18 protein-coding genes and 2 tRNA genes are annotated in these 26320 nt (G+C 65.0%); 4 read left to right on the forward strand and 16 right to left on the reverse strand.

Annotation, left to right across the window (positions count from 1 at the left end; all coding sequences use genetic code 11):
• Positions 1-24: 24 nt before the first annotated feature.
• The gene (locus UU9_RS03375; RefSeq protein ID WP_007080314.1) at positions 25-1416 is read right to left on the reverse strand and encodes an FAD-binding oxidoreductase; all 1392 of its coding nucleotides are present in this window, start codon (positions 1414-1416) and stop codon (positions 25-27) included.
• A gap of 120 nt (positions 1417-1536) precedes the next feature.
• On the opposite strand from UU9_RS03375, the gene serA reads away from it, so the two are divergent.
• Positions 1537-2769, forward strand: coding sequence for a phosphoglycerate dehydrogenase (gene serA / locus UU9_RS03380; protein WP_007080315.1), 1233 nt, complete (start codon positions 1537-1539; stop codon positions 2767-2769).
• A gap of 170 nt (positions 2770-2939) precedes the next feature.
• On the opposite strand, the gene UU9_RS03385 is transcribed toward serA, so the two are convergent.
• From UU9_RS03385 to UU9_RS03430, 10 genes are all read right to left on the reverse strand, one after another.
• Positions 2940-3016 (reverse strand) — tRNA-Pro (locus tag UU9_RS03385).
• A gap of 50 nt (positions 3017-3066) precedes the next feature.
• A complete protein-coding gene (locus tag UU9_RS03390; RefSeq protein WP_007080316.1) occupies positions 3067-3423 on the reverse strand; it encodes a MerR family transcriptional regulator in 357 nt (118 codons plus the stop codon).
• Positions 3404-3703 (reverse strand): integration host factor subunit alpha, encoded by a 300-nt coding sequence (gene ihfA, locus UU9_RS03395; RefSeq protein WP_007080317.1) that lies wholly within the window; start codon positions 3701-3703, stop codon positions 3404-3406. Before ihfA ends, UU9_RS03390 begins: the two co-directional genes overlap by 20 nt.
• A 1-nt stretch (position 3704) precedes the next feature.
• Entirely contained in the window at positions 3705-6083 is a 2379-nt protein-coding gene (gene pheT, locus UU9_RS03400) for a phenylalanine--tRNA ligase subunit beta (RefSeq protein WP_007080318.1), read from the reverse strand.
• 106 nt (positions 6084-6189) lie between these two features.
• Positions 6190-7185, reverse strand: coding sequence for a phenylalanine--tRNA ligase subunit alpha (gene pheS, locus UU9_RS03405; RefSeq protein WP_007080319.1), 996 nt, complete (start codon positions 7183-7185; stop codon positions 6190-6192).
• Between the two features lie 190 nt (positions 7186-7375).
• Positions 7376-7735: a 50S ribosomal protein L20 gene (gene rplT / locus UU9_RS03410; RefSeq protein ID WP_007080320.1), complete on the reverse strand. Its 360-nt coding sequence runs from the start codon at positions 7733-7735 to the stop codon at positions 7376-7378.
• Positions 7736-7752: 17 nt separating this feature from the next.
• A complete protein-coding gene (gene rpmI / locus UU9_RS03415) occupies positions 7753-7947 on the reverse strand; it encodes a 50S ribosomal protein L35 (protein WP_007080321.1) in 195 nt (64 codons plus the stop codon).
• Positions 7948-8212: 265 nt separating this feature from the next.
• Complete coding sequence (gene infC, locus UU9_RS03420; protein ID WP_377342163.1) at positions 8213-8737, reverse strand: translation initiation factor IF-3; 525 nt, start codon at positions 8735-8737, stop codon at positions 8213-8215.
• A 56-nt stretch (positions 8738-8793) separates the two neighbouring features.
• On the reverse strand, positions 8794-10695 hold the full coding sequence (thrS, locus tag UU9_RS03425; protein ID WP_007080323.1) for a threonine--tRNA ligase: 1902 nt from the start codon (positions 10693-10695) through the stop codon (positions 8794-8796).
• A gap of 231 nt (positions 10696-10926) precedes the next feature.
• Positions 10927-11841 carry a glycine betaine ABC transporter substrate-binding protein gene (locus UU9_RS03430; RefSeq protein WP_007080324.1) on the reverse strand — a complete coding sequence of 305 codons (915 nt, stop codon included), beginning with the start codon at positions 11839-11841 and terminating at the stop codon, positions 10927-10929.
• A gap of 120 nt (positions 11842-11961) precedes the next feature.
• On the opposite strand from UU9_RS03430, the gene UU9_RS03435 reads away from it, so the two are divergent.
• Positions 11962-12969: an NAD-dependent epimerase gene (locus UU9_RS03435; RefSeq protein WP_007080325.1), complete on the forward strand. Its 1008-nt coding sequence runs from the start codon at positions 11962-11964 to the stop codon at positions 12967-12969.
• A 90-nt stretch (positions 12970-13059) separates the two neighbouring features.
• Here the strand turns inward: UU9_RS03435 and UU9_RS03440 are convergent, their stop codons facing one another.
• The 3 genes from UU9_RS03440 to uvrB form a co-directional block, all read right to left on the reverse strand.
• Complete coding sequence (locus tag UU9_RS03440; protein ID WP_007080326.1) at positions 13060-13509, reverse strand: CopD family protein; 450 nt, start codon at positions 13507-13509, stop codon at positions 13060-13062.
• A gap of 61 nt (positions 13510-13570) precedes the next feature.
• Positions 13571-13645, reverse strand: a tRNA-Val gene (locus tag UU9_RS03445).
• Between the two features lie 283 nt (positions 13646-13928).
• Positions 13929-15944, reverse strand: a complete 2016-nt coding sequence (gene uvrB, locus UU9_RS03450; protein WP_007080327.1) for an excinuclease ABC subunit UvrB — start codon at positions 15942-15944, stop codon at positions 13929-13931.
• Between the two features lie 216 nt (positions 15945-16160).
• Here uvrB and UU9_RS03455 point away from each other — a divergent pair, with 216 nt between their 5' ends.
• Positions 16161-16655, forward strand: a complete 495-nt coding sequence (locus UU9_RS03455) for a GspH/FimT family pseudopilin (RefSeq protein WP_007080328.1) — start codon at positions 16161-16163, stop codon at positions 16653-16655.
• 166 nt (positions 16656-16821) lie between these two features.
• A complete protein-coding gene (gene tssA / locus UU9_RS03460; protein WP_007080329.1) occupies positions 16822-17880 on the forward strand; it encodes a type VI secretion system protein TssA in 1059 nt (352 codons plus the stop codon).
• Between the two features lie 15 nt (positions 17881-17895).
• Here the strand turns inward: tssA and UU9_RS03465 are convergent, their stop codons facing one another.
• Together UU9_RS03465 and UU9_RS18160 are read right to left on the reverse strand one after the other, a co-directional pair.
• Positions 17896-19032, reverse strand: coding sequence for a hypothetical protein (locus UU9_RS03465; RefSeq protein WP_156804164.1), 1137 nt, complete (start codon positions 19030-19032; stop codon positions 17896-17898).
• A complete protein-coding gene (locus UU9_RS18160) occupies positions 19025-26314 on the reverse strand; it encodes a beta strand repeat-containing protein (protein ID WP_040670143.1) in 7290 nt (2429 codons plus the stop codon). The genes UU9_RS03465 and UU9_RS18160 overlap by 8 nt, the downstream gene beginning before the upstream one ends.
• Positions 26315-26320 lie beyond the last annotated feature (6 nt).

Raw genomic sequence — 26320 nt, forward strand, 5'->3', positions numbered from 1 at the left:
TCAGCGCGCCGTAGACAGTGGCGCTCAGTCGGCGGTCATCACCTTGCCGGGATTGAGGATGCCATTCGGGTCGAACACCTGGCGTACCCCGCGCATCAAGGCGATTTCCGCCGCACTGCGGGTGCTTTCCAGGTAGGCACGCTTGACCAGGCCGATGCCGTGCTCGGCCGAGATGCTGCCACCATGGCGGTGCAGCGTTTCGGCCAGCAGCTTGGTGACGTGCTCGCACTGCGCGATGAACGCATCCTCGGCCAGACCCTCGGGGCGCAACACGTTGATGTGCAGGTTGCCGTCACCGATGTGGCCAAACCACACCACTTCGATGTCCGGATATTCGCGCCCCAGCAGATCCTGCATTTCGTGCAGGAAAGCCGGCACGGCGCTGATGCGTACCGATACATCGTTCTTGTACGGCTTGTGCGGCGCCAGGCTCTCGGTGATGCCCTCGCGCAGGCGCCACAAGGCGGCCGCCTGGCTCTCGCTTTGCGCGATTGCGCCGTCGCTGACCCAGCCCTGCTCCATGGCGTGCTCGAACGCTGCCAGCGCCGTTTCCTGCGCCACTTCGTCGGCCGCATCGAATTCGGTGACCACGTAATACGGGTAATCGCCATCGATCGCCCGTTGCGCACCATGGGCCAGCACGTGGTTCAACGCGATGTCCGTGAAGAACTCGAACGCCTGCAGACTCAAACGCTGGCGGAACAGCGCAAACACCTGCATCAGGGCATCCATGTCCGGCAACGCCAGCAGCATCACCTGCGACGGCGGCGGCGGCTCGGCAAGTTTCAGGGTGGCTTCCACCACGATGCCCAGTGTGCCTTCGGAACCGATCAGCAACTGGCGAAAATCGTAGCCGCTGGAGTTCTTGATCAGGCCCCGGTTGAGGTCGAGCAACTCGCCATTGCCCGCGACGACCTTGAGGCCGGCGATCCACTCGCGCGTATTGCCGTAGCGGATCACCCGGATGCCGCCGGCATTGGTGGAAATGTTGCCGCCGATGGAGCACGAGCCGCGCGCGGCGAAATCCACCGGGTAGATCAGATCATGTTCCTGCGCGGCCTCATGCACCTTCTGCAGGATCACGCCCGGCTGCACGGTGAGCGTGCGGTCCACGGCGTTGAAATCCAGCACCTGGTTCATGCGCTCCAGACTCAGCACCAACTCGCCGTTGGCGGCCACCGCGCCGCCGGAAAGTCCGGTGCGCCCGCCCGACGGCACGATCGCCACGCGCTCCTCGTTGGCCCAGCGCACGATCGCCTGCACTTCGTCGATGTTGGCGGGCAACGCGATGGCCAGCGGTGCCGGCGTCCAGCGGCGGGTCCAGTCACGTCCGTAGTATTCGAGTTCTGCCGGCGTCGACAGCAGGCGCAGTCCGGGCAGGCGGGCGGCGAGCCCGGCGAGGCGAAGATCGGTCATCAAGATTCCAGGTGGTCAGCGGAAGCGTGGCAGCCCGGGTTGTGGCTGTCCAGTGCTGCGCTGCGACAAAAGGACAAATTCGTGGCATAGTATAGACGTCCATTTACCCCAAGGGCTCTCATGCAAACCTCGTTCCCGAAAGAAGATATCAAGGTGCTGTTGCTGGAAGGCCTCAGTGCCACCGCGGTCGATAATTTCCGCCGCGCAGGCTACAGCCAGATCGAGCTGCATGCGAAATCCCTGCCCGAAGCCGAGCTGAAGGAACGCATCGCCGACGCGCACATCATCGGCCTGCGCTCGCGCACCCAGCTGACCGCCGACGTGCTTTCGCACGCCAAGCGGCTGATGGCGGTGGGCTGCTTCTGCATCGGCACCAACCAGGTGGATCTGGTCGAGGCGAGCAAGCTGGGCATCCCGGTTTTCAACGCGCCTTATTCCAACACCCGCAGCGTCGCCGAACTGGTGGTGGCCGAAGCCATCATGTTGTTGCGCGGCATCCCGCACAAGAACGCCCAGTGCCACGTCGGCGGCTGGGACAAGTCGGCGGTGGGCAGCTACGAAGCGCGTGACAAGGTGCTGGGTATCATCGGCTACGGCCACATCGGCACGCAGACCGGCGTGCTCGCCGAAGGCCTCGGCATGCGGGTGCTGTTCTACGACATCGAAGCGAAGCTGGCGATGGGCAATGCCCATGCCGTGGCGAGCCTGGACGAGCTGCTGGAGCGCTCCGACGTGGTCACGTTGCACGTGCCGGAAACGCCCGCCACCAAGATGATGTTCGGTCACGAGCAGCTGGAAAAGATGCGCAAGGGCTCCATGCTGATCAATGCGTCGCGCGGCAGCGTGGTCGACATCGAGGCGCTGGCCGAGTCGCTGAAGAGCGGCCATCTGTCCGGCGCCGCCGTCGACGTGTTCCCGGTCGAGCCCAAGGGCAACGGCGAGGCGTTCGTGTCGCCGCTGGTCGGCCTGGACAACGTTATCCTCACCCCGCACATCGGCGGCAGCACGCTGGAGGCGCAGGACAACATCGGCGTCGAGGTTTCCAGCAAGCTGATCCGCTACAGCGACAACGGCTCCACGCTGTCGGCCGTGAACTTCCCCGAGGTGAGCCTGCCGGAACATCCGCAAAGCCGCCGCCTGCTGCACATCCACCAGAACGTGCCGGGCATCCTGTCGCGCATCAACGAGGTGTTCTCGGGCGAGAACGTCAACATCAACGCGCAGTTCCTGCAAACCGATGCCAAGGTGGGTTACGTGGTGATCGACGTTTCCGCCGAGGAGGCGAAGGCGAACGAGCTGAAGGCGAAACTGGCCGCCATTCCGGGCACGCTGCGCACCCGCATCCTGTACTGAGGCGCGCTACCGGCAAACCTTGTGGGAGCGGCTTCAGCCGCGATGCTCTTGCCCTGGAAGTTTCGATACCAGAAGAGCATCGCGGCTGAAGCCGCTCCTACAGGAGCCCAAGCCATCGGACACGCAGAAACGACAACGGCACCCGCAGGTGCCGTTGTCGTTTTCGATATTGGTCGGGGCGGCGAGATTCGAACTCGCGACCACTACACCCCCAGCGTAGTGCGCTACCAGGCTGCGCTACGCCCCGACAGAACCGGGATTCTAACAGCTACAGGGGTGTCCCCGGTAGCCGTAATTTCAACGACGCAGCAGCGTCAGCACTTCTTCCAGCTCCATCCGCACCTGACGCACGATCTGGTGCGAAATGCTGGCCTCCATGCGCGCCTGCGGGCCTTCCAGCCGGGCGCGGGCACCGGTGATGGTGAAGCCTTCCTCATACAGCAGCGAGCGGATCTGACGGATCATCAACACGTCATGACGCTGGTAATAGCGTCGGTTGCCACGCCGCTTGACCGGATTGAGCGCAGGAAACTCCTGCTCCCAATAGCGCAGCACGTGCGGCTTCACTCCGCAAAGCTCGCCCACTTCACCGATGGTGAAATAGCGCTTCGCCGGAATGGCGGGCAGCTCGGTGTTATTCCCCTGATCCAGCATAACTCTCGACTCTCACCTTGAGCTTTTGTCCCGGGCGGAACGTCACCACGCGCCGGGCGGAGATGGGAATCTCCTCACCGGTTTTCGGGTTGCGTCCCGGTCGCTGGTTCTTGAGCCGCAGATCGAAATTGCCGAAACCCGACAGCTTCACCTGCTCCCCTTTCTCCAGAGCTTCGCGGACTACCTCGAAATAGGCGTCCACGAATTCCTTGGCCTCACGTTTGTTCAGGCCTACGTCGAGGAAAAGCCGCTCGGCCATCTCCGCCTTGGTCAGCGCCATCTCATCCTCGCAACTTTGCCTTGCATGTTTGCTCCAACGCAGCTACCGCTTCTCGTATGCAACGGTCCGCGTCGTCATCAGTAAGCGTGCGTGAAGCGTCCTGTAAAATCAAGCCCATAGCGAGGCTTTTTCGGCCTTGCTCGACACCTTTTCCGCTGTAGCGGTCGAACAGACGCAGTTCCTGCAGGCGCTCGCCCAAGGCTTGCCGAACCGCTTCCTCGACCTGCGACCAACGCACTTCCTCAGGCAGATCCAGGGCGATGTCGCGGCGCACCGTGGGGAACCGCGGGACCGCCCGCGCCAACGGCAGGCGACGCGCCAGCAACGGCTCCAATGCCAACTCCATCACATGCACGTCGGCGCCCAGATCCAGCGCCTTGGCCAGCTGCGGATGCAACGCGCCAAGGTAACCCACCGTCTTGCCATCGCGCATGACCCGAGCACCGCGACCCGGGTGCAACCAGGCCGGCAGGCTGGTGGCGTCGACAGACCACCGCGCCGGCTCGCCACCCCAGGCGATCAGGGCATCGAGATCACCCTTGAGGTCGTGGAAATCCAGCGCGCGCGACGGCTCGCCCCACTGCTCGGCGCGAGCGTTGCCGCAGGCGACGATGGCGAGGCTCGGCGTTTCCCGCGGCGGATCGCCCGCCGCGAAAACGCGGGCCACCTCGAACAATCGCACCCGCTCCTGCTGGCGCGCCCGGTTGTGGCGCAGGGCTTCGATCAGGCCGGGCAGCAGCGAAGGTTGCATCACCGCCAGGTCGGCCGAAAGCGGATTGGCCAATGAAACCAGCTCGTCGGTAAAACCCCAGCGAGTCAGCAGTTCCAGCGACAGGAACGACAGATTGATCGCCTCGTGATAACCGCGCGCCGCCAACTGCTCGCGCAAGGCCAGCTCGCCGATACGCGTTTCCGGCTCGACCGCCAGCGCAAGCGCACCGCTGGGGCGCAGCGTGGGGATGTTGTCGTAGCCGAAGATGCGCGCCACCTCCTCGATCAGGTCTTCCTCCCGCTCGATGTCGAAGCGACTGCTCGGCGCAACGACCTGCCAGCCATCGGGATGGATGGTGACCTGCATCCCCAACGCGGTGAAGATGCGCGTCACTTCGCTATCGTCCACATCCACCCCGAGCACGCGTTTCAGCCGTGCGCGGCGCAGCGCCACCGGAGCGGGTCGCGGCAGGTCGGCGATATTTTCCGCCACCAGGATCGGACCCGCCTTGCCACCGGCGATTGCCAGAAGCAATTCGGTGGCACGCTCCAGTGCGCGACGCGGCAACTCGGGATCGACGCCGCGCTCGAACCGATGCGAGGCCTCGGTATGCAGGCCCAACTTGCGTGCGCGCCCCATGATCGCGGCCGGCGCGAAGTGGGCCGACTCCAGAAAGACGTTGCGAGTCGTTTCGGTGGCACGCGATTCGTGGCCACCCATGACGCCGGCCACGGCCAGCACCTGCTGCTCGTCGGTGATGAGCACAAAGCCCTCGTCGAGACGGGCGTCACTGCCATCAAGCAGCTTCAGCGTCTCGCCCGAACGCGAATGGCGCACCACGATGTCGCCATGCAACGCGTCGTTGTCGAACGCATGCATCGGCTGGCCCAGTTCCAGCATCACGTAGTTGGTGATGTCGACCACCGCACTGATCGGTCGCAGGTGGGCGCGCCGCAGCCGCTCGGCCATCCACAGCGGCGTGCGTGCGGAAGGATCGATGCCCTCCACGACGCGCCCCAGGTAACGCGGCGCATCCTTGCCCGCCTCCAGCCGAATCCCGCGGCGTGCGTCGGAGCTGACGGCAACCGCCACCGCAGCGGGAAGCTTCACGGCGCTGCCGAACAGCGCCGCCACATCGTAGGCCAGGCCGTGCAGGCTGAGGCAATCGGCACGATTGGGCGTGAGGCTGAGTTCGATGCTGGCATCGGGCAAGCCCAGATAGGTGGCCAACGGCTGCCCCACCGGCGCAACGGACGGCAATTCCAGCAGGCCGGACGCGTCAGCATCGATCGCCAGCTCTTTGGCCGAGCAAAGCATGCCGTTGGACTCGACGCCACGCAGTTTCGCCGCCTTTATCGCCACACCGTTGGGCAGCTTCGCACCCACGATCGCCAACGGAACCTTGATGCCGATGCGGGCATTCGGCGCGCCACACACGATCTGCAACGGCTGGCCCAGGCCCGCGTCCACCTGGCAAATCTGCAGGCGATCGGCCTGCGGGTGCCTCTCGGCGGCGACGATCTGCGCCACAACGACGTGCTCAAGGCACTCGCCCAGGGGAGTGACGTCCTCGACCTCCAGGCCGGCCATCGTCAGCGCGCGAACCAGGGTATCGCGATCGGCGTCGATCTCGACCAGTTCACGCAACCAGTTCTCGGAAAAATTCATTGTTCGGGCTCGGGAATGGGGAATGGGGAATCGAGAATGGAAAGAGCAAAAGCCATGGCACCGCGGCCGCTTTTACGATTCCCTATTCCCCATTCCCCATTCCCGTTTAAGCAAACTGTTTCAGGAAACGCAGGTCGTTCTCGAAGAACGCCCGCAAGTCCTTCACCCCATAACGCAGCATGGCGAGGCGCTCGACGCCCATGCCGAAGGCGAAGCCGGTGTAGCGTTCCGGATCGATGCCCACATTCTTAAGCACGTTGGGATGCACCATGCCGCAGCCGAGTACCTCCAGCCAGCGGCTCGATCCGTCCTCCTGCTCCCAGCGGATGATCACGTCCGCGCCGGGCTCCACGAAGGGGAAATAGGTGGGTTTGAACATCATCTCGAAATCGCGCTCGAAGAACGCGCGCAGGAATTCCGTCAGCGTGCCCTTGAGATCGGCCATGCTGGAAGTTTCGTCGACCAGCAGACCCTCGATCTGGTGGAACATCGGCGAGTGGGTCTGGTCCGAATCGCTGCGGTAGACCTTGCCTGGCGCGATGATGCGGATGGGCGGCTGGCGGCCGGCCATCGCGCGGATCTGCACCGGCGAGGTGTGCGTGCGCAACAGGCTGCCGTCGCCGAAATAGAACGTGTCGTGCATGGCGCGCGCCGGATGGTGCGGCGGAAAATTCAGCGCCTCGAAGTTGTGCCAGTCGTCTTCGATCTCGGGGCCGTCGGCGCGCTGGTAGCCCAGCCGCGCGAAGATGGAGGCGATGCGCTCCAGCGCACGGGTGATCGGATGGAGGCCACCGCGCTCGCCGTCACGCCCGGGCAGGCTGATGTCCAGCTTCTCGGAGGCCAGGCGGCGGTCAAGTTCCACCTGCTCCAGCTGCTGTTTGCGTGCGGCCAGCGCGTCGGCCAGGGCCTGCTTGACGGTGTTGACCTCGGCGCCGCGCGCCTTGCGCTCATCCGGCGCCAGCGCGCCCAGCGACTTCAGCGCGGCGGTGACGATGCCGCTCTTGCCCAGCAGGCCCACGCGCAGCGCGTCGAGCGCGTCGAGCGTGGCGGCGTTGCCGATATCGGCCAGCGCCTGCTTGGCGCGGCTTTCCAGATCATCCATCGATGCGATTCCGGTTTGTCCATGGGAATCGGGAATCGGGAATCGGGAATCGGAACAGCTGCGCACCCGCGCTCTTGCCATTCCCTATTCCCCATTCTCCATTCCCCGCCAAAAAAAAACGGGGAGGAGACCAAAGCCTCCTCCCCGCTTGCTTTACATCATATCGCGCTGACGCAGAGGCGTCCGACGATCAAGCGGCCAGACTGGCCTTGGCCTTCTCGGCGATCACTTCAAACGCCTTGATGTCGTGCACGGCGATATCGGCCAGTACCTTGCGGTCAACCTCGATCCCGGCCTTGGTCAGGCCATTGATCAGGCGGCTGTAGGACAGACCGAACATGCGCGCAGCGGCGTTGATGCGGACGATCCAAAGCGCACGGAACTGGCGCTTGCGCTGCTTGCGGCCGATGTACGCGTACTGACCGGCCTTGATGACGGCCTGGTTGGCAACGCGGAAGACCTTGCGACGGGCGTTGTAGTAGCCCTTGGCGCGGCCGATGATTTTCTTGTGACGACGACGGGCGGTAACGCCACGCTTTACACGAGCCATGGTTTATCTCCTCGTCTTCAGTACGGCAACATGCGGGCGACACCCGGGGCGTCACACGCCTTCAGGTGATTCTTGGCACGCAGGCCGCGCTTCAACTTGGTCGACTTCTTGGTCAGGATGTGTGACCGGTAAGCGTGACCGCACTTGATTTTGCCCGACGCGGTCTTGCGAAAACGCTTCGCCGCCGCCCGGTTGGTCTTGATCTTGGGCATGAAACTGCTCCTTGGGTGGGGAAAAACCCCGTTTCTGACTGATCTGGCGGCAACCGCAGGTTGCGCTTTCCGTCCTGCCACGATCGGTGCACGACCCATCCAGGCGGGTCGAACCGGCGATTATACGGAGTTCAAAGCCCCGATACCAGTAGGAGCGACTTCAGTCGCGATGCCTTTGCTCTGGAACCTCCAAAGCAAGAGCATCGCGGCTGAAGCCGCTCCCACAAAGTCGCACCTGCAAGACACCAAGGCCTCGCCGCGCGATTTATTTCTTCTTCGGCCCGATCATCATGACCATCTGGCGGCCTTCCAGGCGCGGATAGGACTCCACCTGGCCGTTGTCGCCGATGTCTTCCTGGATCTTGCGGGCCAGGTTCTGGCCCAGGTCCTGGTGCGACATCTCGCGACCGCGGAAACGGATGGTGACCTTGACCTTGTCGCCTTCCTCGAGGAACCGCAGCATGTTGCGCAGCTTGATCTGGTAGTCGCCCACGTCGGTGACGGGGCGGAACTTCACTTCCTTGATCTCGACCTGCTTCTGCTTCTTCTTGGCGGCCTGCGCCTTCTTCTGGGCTTCGAACTTGAACTTGCCGTAATCCATGATGCGGCAGACCGGCGGATCGCCGTTGGGCTGGATCTCGACCAGGTCCATGCCCGCTTCCTGCGCCAGTGCCAGCGCTTCGTCACGGGTCAGGATGCCGAGCTGTTCCGCTTCGGCACCGATGACACGTACCCGCGGCACACGGATTTCCAGGTTACGACGATTGCCCTTGTTGTCGGTGGTTGCGATACCACGATCCTCCAGAAGAAGTGATGAAAAAGACCGCCGAATCTGAGCGTTCGGGCTCAGCGCCGGGTTTCGGTCTCCAGTCGTTCGATGAAGTCGGCCAGCGGCATGCTGCCCAGGTCCTCGCCGGAACGGGTACGCACAGAAACTGTCCCCGTCTCTTTCTCGCGATCACCGACCACGAGGAGGTAAGGCACTTTCTGCATCGTATGCTCGCGGATTTTATAGCCGACTTTCTCGTTGCGCAAATCCGATTGTACCCGGAAACCTTTGTCGACAAGGGTTTGCGTCACCTGCGCGGCGTAATCGGCCTGCGCATCGGTGATGCTGAACGCCACCGCCTGAACCGGCGCCAGCCACGCGGGCAGCAGGCCGGCGTGATGCTCGATCAGGATACCGATGAAGCGCTCCATCGAGCCCACGATGGCCCGATGCAGCATCACCGGATGCCGCTTCTGCGAGTGCTCGTCGACGTATTCGGCGCCCAACCGCTCGGGCATCATGAAGTCCACCTGCATGGTGCCGACCTGCCAGTCGCGGCCGATCGAATCCTTCATGTGGTATTCGATCTTCGGACCGTAGAACGCGCCTTCGCCCGGCAACTCCGTCCATTTCACCCCGGCGGCCGACAGCGCGCTGCGCAGCGCGGCCTCGGCGCGATCCCACACGTCGTCATCGCCGATGCGCTTTTCCGGACGCAGCGCCAGTGCCACGTCGATGTGCTCGAAACCGAAATCGGCGTAGACCTGCATGGCCTGCGCGTGGAAGGCGGTGACCTCCGGCTCGATCTGTTCCGGCGTGCAGAAGATGTGGCCGTCATCCTGGGTGAAGGCGCGTACGCGCATGATCCCGTGCAGCGCGCCGGACGGCTCGTTGCGATGGCAGCCACCGAATTCGCCGTAGCGGATCGGCAGCTCGCGGTAGCTGTGCAAGGTGGTATTGAACACCTGCACATGGCCGGGGCAGTTCATCGGCTTCAGGGCGAACGTGTGCTTCTCCGACTCGGTGAAGAACATGTTCTCCTTGTAATTGTCCCAGTGGCCGGACTTCTTCCACAGCGACACGTCCAGCACCTGCGGGCAACGCACTTCCTGGTAACCACTCTTCCGGTACACGCCGCGCATGTACTGCTCGACCTGTTGCCAGATCGCCCAGCCGTTCGGGTGCCAGAACACCATGCCCGGGCTCTCTTCCTGTTGATGGAACAGGTCGAGCTGCTTGCCGATCTTGCGATGGTCGCGTTTCTCGGCCTCTTCCAGCTGGAACAGGTACGCCTTCAGGTCCTTGTCGTTCAGCCACGCGGTGCCGTAGATGCGGGTCAACATGGCGTTGTTGGAATCGCCACGCCAGTACGCGCCGGCCACCTTCATCAGCTTGAACGAGCGCAGCTTGCCGGTGTTGGGTACGTGCGGGCCGCGGCACAGGTCGGTGAACTCGCCCTGCGAATACAGCGAAAGATCCTCGTTGGCGGGAATGCCCTCGATGATCTCGGCCTTGTATTCCTCGCCCAGGCCACGGAAGAACGCCACCGCCTCGTCGCGCGACTTCACCGTACGCGTCACCGGCAACTGCTCGGCCACGATCTTGTGCATCTCCGCCTCGATCTTCGGCAGATCCTCGGGCGTGAACGGCCGCTCGTAGGCGAAATCGTAGAAGAAGCCATTGTCGATCACCGGACCGATCGTCACCTGCGCGCCGGGAAACAGTCGCTGCACGGCCTGCCCCATCAGATGCGCGGTGGAATGGCGCAGGATCTCCAGCGCTTCGGGGCTCTTGTCGGTCACGATCTGCAGGCTGGCGTCGTGATCGATCGAGAAGCCGGCATCCACCAGCTGGCCGTCGACCTTGCCGGCCAGCGTGGCCTTGGCCAGGCCGGCGCCGATGGAGGCGGCCACGTCCTGCACGGTAACGGGATGATCGAACGGCTTCTTGCTGCCGTCGGGTAGCGTGATCTCAATCATGGATGGCACCTGATGACCCGCCCCAGTGGCGGATCGAAAAACGAAGTATGACTGCAAGCGTGCTCACTGGCCGCAACGGGCGGGAAGCAGCCACGAAAAAGGGCGCAAAGCGCGCCCTTCGGTTCTGCCTTGCAGGATGGGATCAATCGGAAACGTTGCTAGTGTCCATGTCACACACTCGACCGGCAGTTACCCGCAGGCCACCACGGCAGGCGCGAAGGAACCAAAAAGTTACTTCGCACCCGTTCGGGTGTCAACGCCGCCGCTGATCCAGTCGGACACCCGTTCCGGGTGCGCCTTCACCCATGCGCGGGCATTTTCGTCGGCATTGGCGCCCGGCTGCCGATCGGCCGCCATCACCTGCTGCATCTGCGCCGACGTCCAGCGGAAGCCATCGAGTATCGCGTAGGCCTTGGGCTTGTCGTGCCGAAGACCCTTGCGCACCAGCGTGTCGATGTCTTCGGCACCGCCGAAACTGCCCTTGGGGTCGGCCAGATATTTCAGCTTCCAGCGCGCCCACATCCAGTGCGGCGTCCAGCCGGTCACCACGATCCACTGCCGCTCGTCGATCGCACGCCCCAGCGCGGCAGCCATGCTGGCGTCGGTGCCTTCGACGAGTTTCAGCGGCAGCTTGTAGGTCTCGATCGCCTTGCGTGCAATGCCCATTTCGCCGGCGTCGGGATCGATGCCGACGATGCGGTGGCCAAACTGATCGACGTGCGCGGCCAGCTGATCGATCGCGTCGATCGACACGTAATCAGGCACCACCAGGCCGATCCGGGTACCGGCCATGTTCGGCCCCAGGTTGATCAACCGGTCCTGGGCGCGCGCGTAATAAGCCGCGTGCGTGCTGGGCAACCAGGCGCAAACGGTGGCATCGGCGTCGCCTTGCGCCAGCGCCGAATACATCGCCGCTCCGGTCAGCTGGACGGCTTTCACGCGAAAGCCCTGTTGCTCCAGCACGGCCTTGACCACGTGGGTGGCGGCGGAGCAGCTGGACCAATCCACATAGGCGAGCTTTATGTCGTGCGAGGATTTGAACGACGTATCCGCCGGGTCGCCGGAGGGCGCGGTGCAGCCGCTCACCAGGGCAAGCGCAAGCATGCAGGCAAGCACCGGACGACGCTGGAGCAGCTTGTCGATCATGGCATTCACCTGAAGAGCCGCATGCGGGCAAACATTGTAGAGCGATCGCATGGCGATGCGTCCCGCCGCGCGGGCAGCGGCCGGTAGAATGAGCGGACCTGCACTCATCGGATCCCCTCCATGCGCATCCTGGTTACCGGCACCGCCGGCTTCATCGGCGCCGCCCTGGCGCAACGGTTGCTGGATCGTGGTGACGAGGTCTATGGCTTCGACAATCACAACGATTACTACGACCCGGCGTTGAAGGAGGCGCGGCTGGCGCGCTTCATCGATCACCCGAACTACACGCACCAGCGCGCCGACCTGGCCGATGCCGCCGCGGTGGATCAGGCGTTTGCCGCGTTCCAGCCGCAGCGGGTGGTGAACCTGGCGGCGCAGGCGGGTGTGCGCTATTCGATCCAGAACCCGCGCGCCTACGTGCAAAGCAACCTGGTCGGCTTCGTCAACATCCTGGAAGCGTGCCGCCATGGCAAGGTCGGGCACCTGGTCTATGCGTCATCCAGCTCGGTCTACGGCGCCAATCGCAAGATGCCGTTCGCGCTGGAGGACGCGGTCGATCACCCGGTGAGCCTGTACGCCGCCAGCAAGAAGGCGAACGAGCTGATGGCGCATACGTACAGCCATCTATACGGCCTTCCCACCACCGGCCTGCGCTTCTTCACCGTGTATGGTCCGTGGGGCCGGCCGGACATGTCGCCGATCCTGTTTGCCGATCGGATCAGCCGCGGCGAGCCGATCGACGTATTCAACCACGGCCACCACAGCCGCGATTTCACCTATATCGACGACATCGTGGAAGGTGTGATCCGCGCGCTCGACCACCCGGCCAAACCCGACCCCGCGTACGACGCCGAACACCCCAACCCCGCCACGTCGAGCGCGCCTTACCGCGTCTACAACATCGGCAACGACCAGCCAGTGCAGCTGATGCGGTTCATCGAGTTGCTGGAGCAGAACCTTGGCCGCACGGTGGAAAAGCGACTGTTGCCGATGCAACCCGGCGACGTGGCCGATACCTGGGCCGACGTATCGGCCTTGCGCCGCGACGTGGGCTACGCGCCCGCCACCTCGATCGAGGATGGCGTGGCGCGCTTCGTGGCGTGGTACCGGCAATACCACGGGCAATAAGCCGATCTGTAGGAGCGCACCCTGTGCGCGATGCTTTTCGTTACGTGACGAAGAGCATTCGCGCACAGGGTGCGCTCCTACAAAATCGCATCAGAACGGCTTGGCGAGCACCAGGAAGATCACGCCCAGCAGCAGCAGCACCGGCAGCTCGTTGATCCAGCGCAGCGCCCGCGACGACGGCAGGCTACCGCCCGCGGCCTTGCGCTTCAGCGCCCGCCCGGCCCAGATGAAGTACGCCAGCAAGATGGCCACCAGGGTCAGCTTGGCGTCGATCCAGTGCATGCCCGCGGTGACGTTCGGCAGGCTCGCCGGGAATACCCGCCAGCCTTGCCACAGGACCAGGCCGAAGATGAACGCCATGCCGAACATGTTGTGGCCGAATTTGTACAGCCGCCGCCCCATCAGCTGCAGCCGCGCCTGCACAGCTGGCTCGTTGGCGGTCTCGGCCAGGTTCACCAGGATCCGCGGCAGGTAGAACACCGTGGCCATCCAGGCGATCACGAACAGCAGGTGCAGCGACTTGATCAACAGATAGGTCATGACAACGCTCCGTGGACAAACAAAAACGGCGCGGCCTGTGGGGCCGCGCCGTTCGGGGTATTGGTGGGCGGTACAAGGATCGAACTTGTGACCCCTACCATGTCAAGGTAGTGCTCTACCGCTGAGCTAACCGCCCGTCTCGCCACGGCATGCCGTGCGAGCCGCGCAGTATACGGTAGCGGTGGGCGGTCGACAATAACCCGTGTACCGAGAGCAAGCAGCCCCGCCAGGTGCCCGTAAAAACCCCGAGGGCCTGGCGCTTCGACGGCTTGGTGCGGAGCCGGACGTTTCCTTTCCCCCGCTTTGCGGGGGAAGGTGCCGAAGGCGGATGGGGGCGCCTTTGATCGCGCTTCCAAGGCGGAAAGCGCCCCCTTCAGCCCTTCGGGCAGCTTCCCCCGCAAAGCGGGGGAAGCAAAAAATCAGCGCAGGGATTGCTCGCGCAACTGGTGAATCTGGTCGCGCAGCTTGGCGGCGTCCTCGAACTCCAGGTTCTGCGCGTGCTTGTACATCTGCGACTCCAGCTTTTTCAGCATGCTGGCGGCCTGCGAGGCGCTGAGGCTGGCGTAGTCGGCCGGCTGCTCGGCCACGGCGCGGCCGCGTGATTTGCTGCCGCGACGATTGCCGGCGTCGCTGCGCGCGCCTTCCATGATGTCGGCGATGCGCCGCACGATGGTGGTGGGCACGATGCCCTGCTCCAGGTTCCAGGCCAACTGCTTTTCGCGGCGGCGGGCGGTTTCGTCCATCGCCGCCTGCATCGAGCGGGTGACGTTGTCGGCGTACAGGATGGCTTTGCCGCGCACGTTGCGGGCGGCGCGGCCGATGGTCTGGATCAGCGAGCCGGTGGAACGCAGGAAACCCTCCTTGTCCGCATCCAGCACCGCCACCAGCGAGACCTCGGGCATGTCCAGGCCCTCGCGCAGCAGGTTGATGCCGACCAGCACGTCGAACTCGCCCAGGCGCAGGTCGCGAATGATCTCGCTGCGCTCGACCGTCTCGATGTCCGAATGCAGGTAACGCACCTTGATATCGTGCTCGGCCAGGTATTCGGTGAGGTTTTCGGCCATGCGCTTGGTCAGCGTGGTGACCAGCACGCGATCGCCCATGGCGATGCGCTTGTGCGCCTCGCTGAGCAAGTCGTCCACCTGGGTGCGCACGGGGCGCACTTCCACTTCCGGATCGACCAGGCCGGTGGGGCGCACCACCAGTTCAGTCACCGCGTCGCCGGATTTCCGCAGTTCGTAGTCGCGCGGGGTGGCGGAGACGTAGATCGCGCGCGGCACCCGCTGTTCCCATTCCTCGAACTTCAGCGGCCGGTTGTCCATCGCCGAGGGCAACCGGAAACCGAACTCCACCAGCGTCTCCTTGCGCGAGCGGTCGCCCTTGTACATGGCGCCCAGCTGCGGCACGGTGACGTGCGATTCGTCCACCACCAGCATGCCGTCGGGCGGCAGGTAGTCGAACAGGGTCGGCGGCGGTTCGCCTGGCAGGCGACGGGTGAGATGGCGCGAGTAGTTCTCGATACCCTGGCAGTAGCCCACCTCCACCATCATCTCCAGGTCGAAGCGGGTGCGCTGGTCCAGCCGCTGCGCCTCGACCAGCTTGTTGTCGCGGTACAGCACTTCCAGCCGGTCCTTCAGCTCGGTCTTGATCGTTTCGGTGGCGTTGAGCACGCTCTCGCGGGTGCTGGCGTAGTGGGTGCGGGGATAGACGGTGTAGCGCGGAATCTTGCAGATCGTCTCGCCGGTGAGCGGATCGAACAGCGCCATGTTTTCCACTTCGCCATCGAACAGCTCGATGCGCAGCGCCTCGGTTTCCGATTCGGCGGGAAACACGTCGATGATCTCGCCACGCACGCGGTAGGTGCCGCGGCGCAGTTCCATTTCGTTGCGGGTGTACTGCAATTCGGTCAGCTGGTGGATCAGCTTGCGCTGGTCGATCCGCTCGCCCTTGGCCAGGATCAGCCGCAGGCTGAGGTAGTCCTCCGGATTGCCCAGGCCGTAGATCGCCGACACCGTGGCGACGATGATCGAGTCGCGCCGCGACAGCAGCGCCTTGGTCGCCGACAACCGCATCTGCTCGATGTGCTCGTTGATGGAAGCGTCCTTCTCGATGAAGGTATCGGACGCCACCACGTACGCTTCCGGCTGGTAATAGTCGTAATAGCTGACGAAGTACTCCACCGCGTTGTGCGGGAAAAACTCCCTGAATTCCCCGTACAACTGCGCCGCCAGGGTCTTGTTCGGCGCCATCACGATGGTGGGGCGCTGCACCTTCTCGATCACGTTGGCGATGGTGTAGGTCTTGCCCGAGCCGGTGACGCCCAGCAGGGTCTGCGCCGCCAGGCCGGCCTCGAAACCCTCGGCCAGGCGTGCGATCGCCTGCGGCTGGTCGCCTGAAGGCTGGTACGGAGCAACGAGTTGGAAGCGGTCGGTCATCGGCTACATGTGTGGGTGCGACGGGCCATTTTAAATCGGGCCTGCTGACAGCTGGCGTCAGCAGTGACCGACGCCGGAGGCGCCGGTCGGGCGACAGCCACGCTCCCGGCCGACGCCTAGCATGCCGGTTCCAGGCGACGCAGGAGCGTGAACGTGCCGAATCAGGGATGGATGAGGTGCCACAGGGAGCATGGTGTCACGCTCGTCGAACAGGTCATGGTGGTCGCGATCATGGCGACCCTGGTCGGCGCCGCGATGCCGTCGATGCGGCGCCTGCTCGACCGGAACCAGTTGCGGACCGCCCAGGCCGATTTCATCGGCGCCCTGCATCACACCCGCGAAGCGGCCGTGATTGCGCGGCAGGCCACGGTGTTCTGTCCCAGCCGCGACGGCCAGCAATGCGCCGACGAAGAGCGCTGGGATCACGGCTGGCTGCTTGCCGCCGATCGCGATCATGACAACCAGCCCGACGGCCAGCCGCTGCATGTCAATGGCAACTATGCCGAACGCCTCACGATCCAGAGTTCGGTCGGCCGGCGCCACGTGCGTTTCCAGGCCGATGGCAGCGCCCGCGGCAGCAATCTCACCTTCGTGTTCTGCCGCCGCGGAACGGCCGAACAGGCGCTCAGCGTCGTGGTGGCCAACTCCGGACGCATCCGCGGCGGCGCAGCCAGCGCCGAACAGGCAGCCGACTGCGCACGACAGCGTTGAGCCCTACGCGTAGCTTGCACGGCCCCTTGCGACGATTATCTTGCACAGCGCGATCAAGCCGTGACCACGCCGGAAAAATGATTATCCGAACACGTTCCGAACGCGCCACGAAATCGTATGGAACGGCGCAATTGCGTTACCATGCAAGCCTCCATTGCCGCGATATATGGACGCCATGTCAAACCATGATCTGGAATCGTTGATTGCTCCGCTCGGGGATGAATTGCCCACCGGTGAAAACCTGGAATACGACCAGGATTTTCTGGCGCTCGACCGTGCCGCCTCGCCCAAGGCCGAACGCGCCATCGGCGACAGCGTCAAGGCGGCCGAAGAGCCGGATTGGGAAAAGGTCGCCAGCATGGCCGAGGCGCTGCTGGGACGTTCCAAGGATCTGCGCGTTGCCACGCACCTGGCCACCGCCTGGATGCGTACCGACGGCATGCCGGGCTGGGCGGCGGGGCTGGGCCTGATTCGCGCCTTGCTGGAGAACTACTGGGATGCCGTGCACCCGCAACTGGACGCCGAGGACGACAACGATCCGACCGCCCGCGTCAACGCCGTGGTGCCGATCAGCGACACCCAGAGCGTGCTCGGTTATTTCCGCACCACGCCTTTTGTGCAGTCATCGCGACTGGGGCGTTTTTCACTGCGCGATCTGCACATTGCCCAGGGCACGCTGAAAATCAGCTCACCTGATAGCGAATCCGGCGAAGCACCCAGCCTGACCGAGCTCGAAGCGTGCTGCATGGATTGTCCGGAAGAGCAATTGCTGGCCAACGCCACGGCGATTAACGAGGCGCTGGATCAGGCCAAAGCGATCGACGGCATTTTCAGCGAGCAGATCGGTACCGCCGGCCCTGATCTGAAGGCATTGATCGGCGATATCCATGAGCTGAAAAAATTCGTGGAAGCGCAGCTTGCCAAGCGCATGCCGCAAGACGAGGCCGCGGGCGAGTATGAGGCTGAGGACGGTGCGGAAGCCGTTGCATCGGGCCACGCAAAACCCGTGGCCAGTGGCCGCATCGAGAATTCGCAGGACGTCATCAAGCGACTCGACGAATTGTGCGATTACTACGCGAAAAACGAACCGTCCAGCCCGATCCCGCTGTTGCTGGAGCGCGCCAAGCGCCTCGTCGACAAGAGCTTCCTGGACCTGCTGAACGACCTCGCCCCCGGCGGAGTCAGCGAGCTGCAGGTTGTTTCCGGCCGCACCGAGTACGAATGAAACACGACGAGGGCGTCAATGGACGCCCTTGCAGGTATTCGCGCCGGAGCGCACGAACATCGTGTGGATCGAGGGATTCCAGTTGAGCGAAAGCCCGCCGGGCAAACCGGCGGTGATGCTGGCATTGGCGCTCTGCACGATCGGCCCGATCGATGCGCTGCTGCCGTCCGCGCGCCGGACCGTGGCGCTTACCGCGTAGCTCAGCGGATCACCGCAGGCGGTGGTATCGATCTGCTGCGAAACGGTACTGCCGTAGGCACTGATGTCGGGCAAGGTGCCCGCGCCCAGCGGCACGTTTTTCCCTGCGCCACCGTGGTCGGCGGCGCACATGGCGGTCAACGTGTAATCCACGGAAAGTCGCAGCGGTTTCGCGATCTGCACCACGGCAACCGCTTCGGGCTGGGTGACGCAGCCGAGCAGGAAGGTCTTGCGCTTGGGCACGACATGCAGCACGTAGCTGCCAGGTTCGAGCATCTGGCTAGGTGGCAGTTTCAGCTCGATGCGGGCCGCCGAGACACCGGTGATCACCGGTTGCACTGCAAGCGGTGCGCCCTGTCCGTCGGTGGCCGTGACCCCGGGATCGGCACATTGCGCGTCCGACAGGTTCGTGCCGATCAGGGCGAACGCCAGCGGCTGGTCGCCGGGATGCAGGGCGAACAACGGTTTGTGATCCAGCGTCTCGACCGCGTCGATCACCGGCTGCGCGTCCTTGGACGAATCCTCGGCGTGGGCCAGTCGCTTGACGCTGGCGGTCAGGGCATCGGCAAGCGCGCGGGCGTCGCCGCCGAGGCATCCGTCGGAAATGGCGAGATAGGCGCGCGTGCGTTGTGCGGCGGCCTGCGCACGCCGGGCTCTTGCCTGCGCGCGTCCGTCGATGATGTCCACGGGCTTGGCCGCGTCGGAACCGCTCAGCGTGGCACGCAAGTCGCTGGCCATGTGCGCCAGTTGTTCGCTGGTGGCCACAAGTTGCGGATCGGCCGATGCATGCGCCTTCGTGGCCAGGTCACGCTGCGCCGCGTCGAGCTGGGCGATCACCGTTTCACCGGTGACCCGCGGCGCCAGCTGGGCACCGGCGGAGGTCGCCAGCGCGCAACCGGCCACGGCAATCCACCATCGCATCGCACGTGCACGGGTGGGACAGGCTTTACTCATCATCGCAATCCAGCTCATCCGGTGCGCAGCGCTGCTGGTCGGGCGGCAGCAGCAAGCCCGAGGGCACGATGCCGAAAGCACGGTAGTTTGCCGAGATCACGCTGGGGTCGATGTACGAGTCGGTGTGCTTGTTGGTGTTCTGCGCACGGCTGGTCAACGCCGACGTGGGCACGTTGATGCTGCTGCCACCGGTGAGCGGCAGGATGTTGCCCTGCCGGTCCACCGCATAGAAATACGCAGGCGAAATGCCACCCGGGACGATGACCTGCGCGTCGACACCCGTCACGTAGATCGGCGCGCCGCCGACACCGATATGGCCGGTCGATGCCCACGTGCCCACGCCGTTGTACAACGGCGCCTGGTCTGTCTGCAGCAAGTCGCCATTGATCACCGAAAGGTAGGTCGACGACGTGCCGGCATCCACCGTGTAGTCGCTGCCATTCACGGCTGCCAGGGTCAGGGTCTGGGCGTTGGTGAGGCTGAAGCCGGCCGGCGCCGAGAAGCCGCCCAGCGTGCCGATGTAGTTGGCCAGCGGGTGCGCCGCATCGCCCAGCATCACCATGCCTGCCGCGCTGCCGGTCAGCGTATCGGCGGTGAGGCTGCCGCTGGCGCCTTCGTTGATGGCACCGGCGGAAACCAGGGTCATCATGCCGCCCTGAACGGCACCGTCGATCGACAGGTCGCCGCCGCGGGTGGTGGTGAGCGTGGTACGCGCACCGCCTTCGATCGGACCGGTCACGATCAGGGATTGCCCGTTGGTGAAGCTGAAGCCTGCGGCCTTGAAAGCCTCCAGCGTGGCCACCCGGTTGCCGCCGCCTTCCAGCGTGGTGGCGCCCGTCGAGCTGCCACTCAGCGTGCTGGCGGCAATGCCACCTGCCGAGCCCTGATTGATGGCACCGGCCGAGGTGAGCGTGGTGCGGGTGCCACTGACCAGACCGTTGATGATGATGTCGCCATTGGTGGTGATCAGGTTCACGTGGTCACCGCCATCGACCGGGCCGATGACCGTCAGCGTCCGGTCGGTGGCCAGGTCGAAGCCTTCGGCACTGAAGCTGCCCAGCGCGGCGACATGGTTGACCGGATCGAGCACGGTGCTGCCGACGGAACGCCCGGTAAGCGTGCCAGCGGTGACGATGCCGCTGGCGGTCTGGCTGATATTGCCGCCGGAAACCAGCGCCACCATGTCGCCCTGCACTGCCTGGGTCAGCGTCAGGTCGCCGGCGGAACCCAGGCCCACGTCGCCACCGCGCAATGCGGTGTTGACCGACAGCAGGCCCGATGTCGTCGTCAGGTGCAGACGCCCGCCGCTGGCGATCGTCAGCGGGCCGTTGACCGACAGCGCCTGCGCGTTGGTGAAGTCGAAGCCCGCTGCATTGAAGCTGCCCAGGGTACCGACACGATTGGCACCGTTGAGCGCGGTGACGCCGGTCGACCGCCCGGTCAGCGTGGCGGCGGTGATCACCCCCTGGCTGCCTTCGTTGATCGCGCCGGCCGAGTCCAGCGTCATGGCCGTGCCTTTCAGCGCGCCGTTGATCGTCAGATCGCCGCTGGTGGTGGTCAACGTGGTGCTGGTGCCGCCGTCGACGGTGCCGGCCACCGTCAGTGCCTGGGCATTGCCGAGGTTGAGGTAGGCCGCACTGAAATCGCCCAGCGAACCGATGCGATTGTTGCCGGTGAGGCTGACGGCCCCGGTGGTGTCGCCATTGAGCCGGCCGGCGACGATGCTGCCCGCGCTGGCCTCGCTGATGGCGCCGGTAACGTCGAGCGTGGTGGTCGCACCGGTGAGCGTGCCGTTGATGACCAGGTTGCCTGTCGTCGCCAGTCCCGCGCTGCTGCCGCCATTCACCGTGCCGGCGACGGTCAGGTCCTGCGCGTTTTTCAGGCTGAAACCGGCGGCGCTGAAATCACCCAGCGTACCGATATGGTTGTTGCCACCGAGCGCTACCGCGCCCCCCGCCGTGCCGCGCAACGTAGCCGCCGTGATGACGCCGCCGCCCCCCTGGGTGATGTTGCCGGCAACGTTGAACGCGGTGGTGGTGCCGTTCACGGCACCGTTGATCGCCAGGTTGCCGGCCGTGGTCGCCAGTGACGTGCTGGCGCCGCCATTGACCGGACCGGCGACCGACAGCGACTGGCTGTTGGTCAGACCGAAGCCCGCCGCGGTGAAGCTGCCGAGCGTGCCGATTTTGTTGCCCGATCCGTTGAGCGTGGTGCTGCCCACCGAATGGCCGGTCAAGGTGGTGGCCGTGAGCTTGCCCGATGCCGTCTGGCTGATGGTGCCGCCCGACGCCAGCGTGACCAGGCCACCGCTGACTTCGTGCGCTAACGCCAGGTTGCCGGCCGAGTCCAGGCTGACGGCACCGGCGCTCAACACTGAATTGACCGTCAGGATCCCCGACGTCGTCGTCAGGCTGACACCGCCGCTGGGGCTGGTGATCTGCAGCGGGCCGTTGACGGACAGGTCCGTGGCATTGACCAGGCTGAAATTGGTGGCCTTGAAACTTCCCAGCGTGCCGACCAGGTTGGCGCCGCCCAGCGTGGTGGTGCCGGTCGACTGGCCCGTCAATGTGCCGGCCGTGATGACGCCGGTGCTCTGGTTGATGTCGCCGCCAGCGGCCAGCGACACCGCGGTGCCGTCGATATCGTGGGTCAGCGTGAGATCGTCGGCCGAGGTCAGCGCAACGGCAGCCGCCGTCAGGTCGCCATTCACGCTCAAGGTGCCGCTGCTCGTCTTCAGGTCGATGCTGCCGGCGTTGCCCGCTGTCGTCAGCGGACCGTTTGCCGCCAGATCCTGCGCGTTGACAAAGCTGAAGTTGGCCGCGCCGAAACTGCCGAGCGTATCGACCAGGTTGGCGCCGCCAAGCGAGGTGTTGCCCTGCGAAGTGCCCGTCAGCGTGGCCGCGTCGATGACCCCGGAATTGCTTTGGCCGATCGCGCCCGCGGAGGTGAGCGTGACCGCCGTGCCCTTGAGCGTACCGTTGATCGTCAGGTTGCCGGTCTGCGTGGTCAGCGCGGTGCTGCCGCCGCCGTCGACCACGCCGCTGACGACCAGGGCGGCGCCGTTGGTCAAGCTGAATCCATCGGCGCTGAAATCGCCCAGCGCAGCCACCTGATTGAGCTGGCCCAGCGTGACAGCATTTGTGGCACTGCCGCTCAGCGTGCCGGCCGTGATGATGCCGGCACTCTGGCTGATGCCGCCACCGGAAGACTTCAGCTCGACCGCGCTGCCGGTAATGTTGTTGGCCAGCGCAAGACCGTCGGCCGAGTCCAGCGAAATGGCGCCGCCGGTCAGGTCGCTGCCCAGGCTCAAGGCACCGTTGCTCGTCTTCAGGGTGATGCTGCCGGTGCCGCCGGTCGTCGTCAGCGCACCGTTCGTGGCCAGGCCCTGCGCGTTGACAAGCGTGAAGTTGGCCGCACTGAAACTGTCGAGCGTGTCGACCAGGTTGGCGCCGTCAAGCAAGGTATCGCCCTGCGAAGTGCCCGTCAGCGTGGCCGCCTCGATCACCCCGGACGCACCTTCGCCGATCGCGCCGGCCGAGGTGAGCGTGACCGTCGTACCCTTGAGCGTACCGTTGATCGCCAGGTCGCCGGCCAGCGTGGTCAGCGCGGTACTGCTGCTGCCATCGACCACGCCATCGACGGCCAGAGCCTTGCTGTTGGTCAGGCTGAATCCGCTGGCGCTGAAATCGCCCAGGCTGTCGATGTAGTTGGTGCCGGCGAGCAGGGTGATGCCATTCGAACCGCCGATCAGCTCGGCCGCGGTGAGGCTGCCGGTGCTTTGGCCGATCGCCCCCGCAAGGCTGGTCAGGCTCAGCGTTCCCGTCGCCTTCACCGCATCGCTCAGGGTGATGTCGCCCTGGCTGCTGAGCGTCACGTTGGCGCCGCTCAGTGCGCCGGGCGCAATCAATGTCCCGCCGTTGGCAGCCAGCGTCAGGTCGGCAGTGCCGGTGTCGATCGCACCGGTGGGCAGCAGCAGCGCGCCCCCGGCGATCAGGCTCACGGTGCCGTTGCTGCCGTTGTTGAGGGTGTCGATCGTCAGGTCGTCATGAGCGGTGATCGACACCCCGGTACCCGTTGCCGTCACGGCGTCCTGGAAATCATTGTCGGTGTTGTCCAGCGTGATCGCGTGCCCATTCATGGCGGTGAAGTTCGACGTTCCCGCCACCTTGAATGCACCCGCACCGCCTTGCGTGATATCGCCGGCGCGGGTGGTCACCGACAGTCCGCCGGTACCGATGTTCAGCGCGTTCGCGCTGAAGCTGCCGGCGGTGACGGTGAGACCGGTCAGGGCCGTGGTGCCACCAACTGTTCCAGTCAGCGTGACCGCGCCCGCGGTACCGGCATCCAGGGTCAGGCCGGACGCACCGTCCAGTGCATCATTGAAGGTGATCGCCGCGCCCGCCGTTGCCCCGCCGCCGGTGGTATTGATGCCGGTGGTGGGCGAGCCCAGGGTCACCGGGCCGGACAAGGTGATCGCACCGCCCGTGGTGGTGAGGTTGCCGGCCAGCGTCGTTTGACCCGTGCCCTCAAGGCTGAAGGTACCGCTGCCCAGCGTGGACGTGCCCAGGGTCAACGCGTGGGTACCGTTGTCCAGCGTCACGTCGTGGTTGCCGCTGTTGTTGAGGCTTACCGCGCCGGTGAGGGTATTGGCATTGTCCAACTGGAGTACGCCGGCACCGGCATTGAATTGCGCCGCAACCGCACTCGCGGTCTGGGTGATCGTGCTGCTGGCCGCTTGCGTGATGCCCACACCCGCTACCGACAGCGTGCCGCTGCCCACGTGGACGTCGCCCAGCACCAGCGCATGGCTGCCATTGTCGAGCGTGACGTCGTTGGCGCCGCTGTTGGTGAGGCTCACCGCACCGGTGAAGTTATTGCCCGCGTGATTCAACGTGATGGCATGCGCGCCCGCGTCGAAGCGCGAGGTGCCGCCGACCGTAAACGCACCGCCTTGCGTGATATCGCTGGCCAGGGTGGTGACCGACAACCCGCCGGTACCGATGTTCAGCGTGTTCGCGCTGAAGCTGCCGGCCGTCACGTCGAGGCCGGTCAAGGCTGTCGTGCCGCCAACCGCTCCACCCAACGTGACCGCACCGGCCGTACCGGCATCCAGGGTCAGGGTGGAAGCGCCGTTCACGGCGCCGCTGAACGTGATCGCCGCGCCGGCCGCCACGCTGCCACCACCGGTCGTATCGACACCGGTGCTGGCCGCACCCAGCGTCACCGGGCCGGACAAGGTGATCGCACCGCCCGCAGTGGTGAGGTTGCCGGCCAGGGTCGTCTGGCCCGTGCCCGTAAGGTTGAAAGCACCACTACCCAGCGTGGATGTGCCCAGGATCAGCGCGTTGGCGCCGTTGTTCAGCGTGACATCGTTGGCGCCGCTGTTGGTGAGGCTTACCGCACCAGTGAGCGTGTTGCTGTTGCTCAGCTGAAGCACGCCGGCACCGGCGTTGAATTGCGCCGCACCAGCACCCGCAATCTGGGTGATCGTGCTGCCGGTCGCTTGCGTGATGCCGACACCCGTCACCGTCAGCGCGCCGCTACCCACCTGCACATTGCCCAGCTCCAGCGCAGTGGCGCCGTTGTTGAGCGTGACGGCGTTCGCGCCGCTGTTGGTGAGATCCACCGCGCCGGTGAAGGTGTTGGCCTTGTCCAGCTGAAGTACGCCGGCACCGGCGTTGAATTTCGCTGCACCCGCACTCGCCGCCTGGGTGATCGTGCTGCCGGTCGCTTGCGTGATGCCGACACCCGTCACCGTCAGCGCGCCGCTACCCACCTGCACATTGCCCAGCTCCAGCGCATTGGCGCCGTTGTTGAGCGTGACGTGGTCCGCGCCGCTGTTGTTGAGACTCACCGCACCGGTGAAGTGGTTGCTCGTGTTGTCCAGCGTGATGGCATGCGTCCCCGCGTCGAAACTCGATGTGCCGCCGACCGTGAATGCACCGCCTTGCGTGATGTCACTGGCATGGGTAGTCACCGCCAATCCACCCGTGCCGATGTTCAGCGCATTCGCGCTGAAGCTGCCTGCCGTAACGTTGAGGCCTGTCAGTACTGTCGTGGCACCGACAGCTCCGCCCAACGTGACCGCACCTCCCGTACCGGCATTCAGCGTAAGGGTCGAAGTACCATCCACCGCGCCGTTGAACGTGATCGCCGCGCCGGCCGCCACGTTGCCACCATCGGTCGTATCGACGCCGGTGCTGGCCGCACCCAGCGTCACCGGGCCGGACAAGGTGATCGCACCGCCAGTCGTGGTGAGGTTGCCGGCCAGGGTCGTCTGGCCGGTGCCCGTAAGATTGAAAGCACCGCTGCCCAGCGTGGACGTACCCAGGGTCAGCGCGTTGGCGCCGTTGTTCAGCGTGACATCGTTGGCGCCGCTGTTGGCGAGGCTTACCGCGCCAGTGAAGTGGTTGCCGCTGTTGCCGAGCGTGATGGCATGCGCGATCGCATCGAAGCTCGATGCACCGGACACCGTGAACGCGCCACCCTGCGTGATGTCGCCCGCCGAGGTGGTCACGTTCAGATCGCCGTCGACGTTCAATGCCTGCGCATTGAAGCTCCCCGCCGTGACGGTGAGGCCGGTCAACTCGGTCGTATCGCCTACCGCCTGGTTCAGCGTGACCGCACCTCCGGTACCGGCATTCAGCGTCAGGTTGGAAGCGCCGTTCACCGCTCCGCCGAAGGTGATCGCCGCACCTGTCATCACAGTGCCGCCATCGGTGGTGTCGATGCCGGTGGTGGCCGCACCCAGCGTCACCGGACCGGCCAGGCTGATCGCGCCGCCGCTGGTGCTGAGGATGCCGGCCAGGGTCGTCGCCCCGGTGCCTTCAAGGCTGAACGTGCCGCTGCCCAGCGTGGACGTGCCCAACGTCAACGCGTGGGTGCCATTGTCCAGCGTTACGTCGTAGGCGCCGCTGTTGGCGAGGCTCACCGCGCTCGTAAAACTGTTGCTGTTGCCCAGCTGGAGTACGCCCACACCGGCGTCGAACGATGCTGCGCCGGCACTCGCTTCCTGGGTGATCGTGCTGCCGGCGGCCTGCGTGATGCCGGTACCGGTCACCGCCAACGTGCCGCTGCCCACCTGCACGTCGCCCAGCACCAGCGCGTGGGTGCCGTTGTCCAGCGTCACGTTGTGGCCGCCGCTGTTGGCGAGGCTCACTGCGCCGGTGAAGTTATTGCCGGTGTTGCCGAGCGTGATGGCATGCGCACCCGCGTCGAAACTCGATGCACCCGTGACCGTGAACGCGTCACCCTGTGCGATGTCGCCCGCCGAGGGGGTCACGTTCAG

The sequence above is a fragment of the Rhodanobacter fulvus Jip2 genome (genome assembly GCF_000264315.1).
Lineage (GTDB): Bacteria > Pseudomonadota > Gammaproteobacteria > Xanthomonadales > Rhodanobacteraceae > Rhodanobacter > Rhodanobacter fulvus.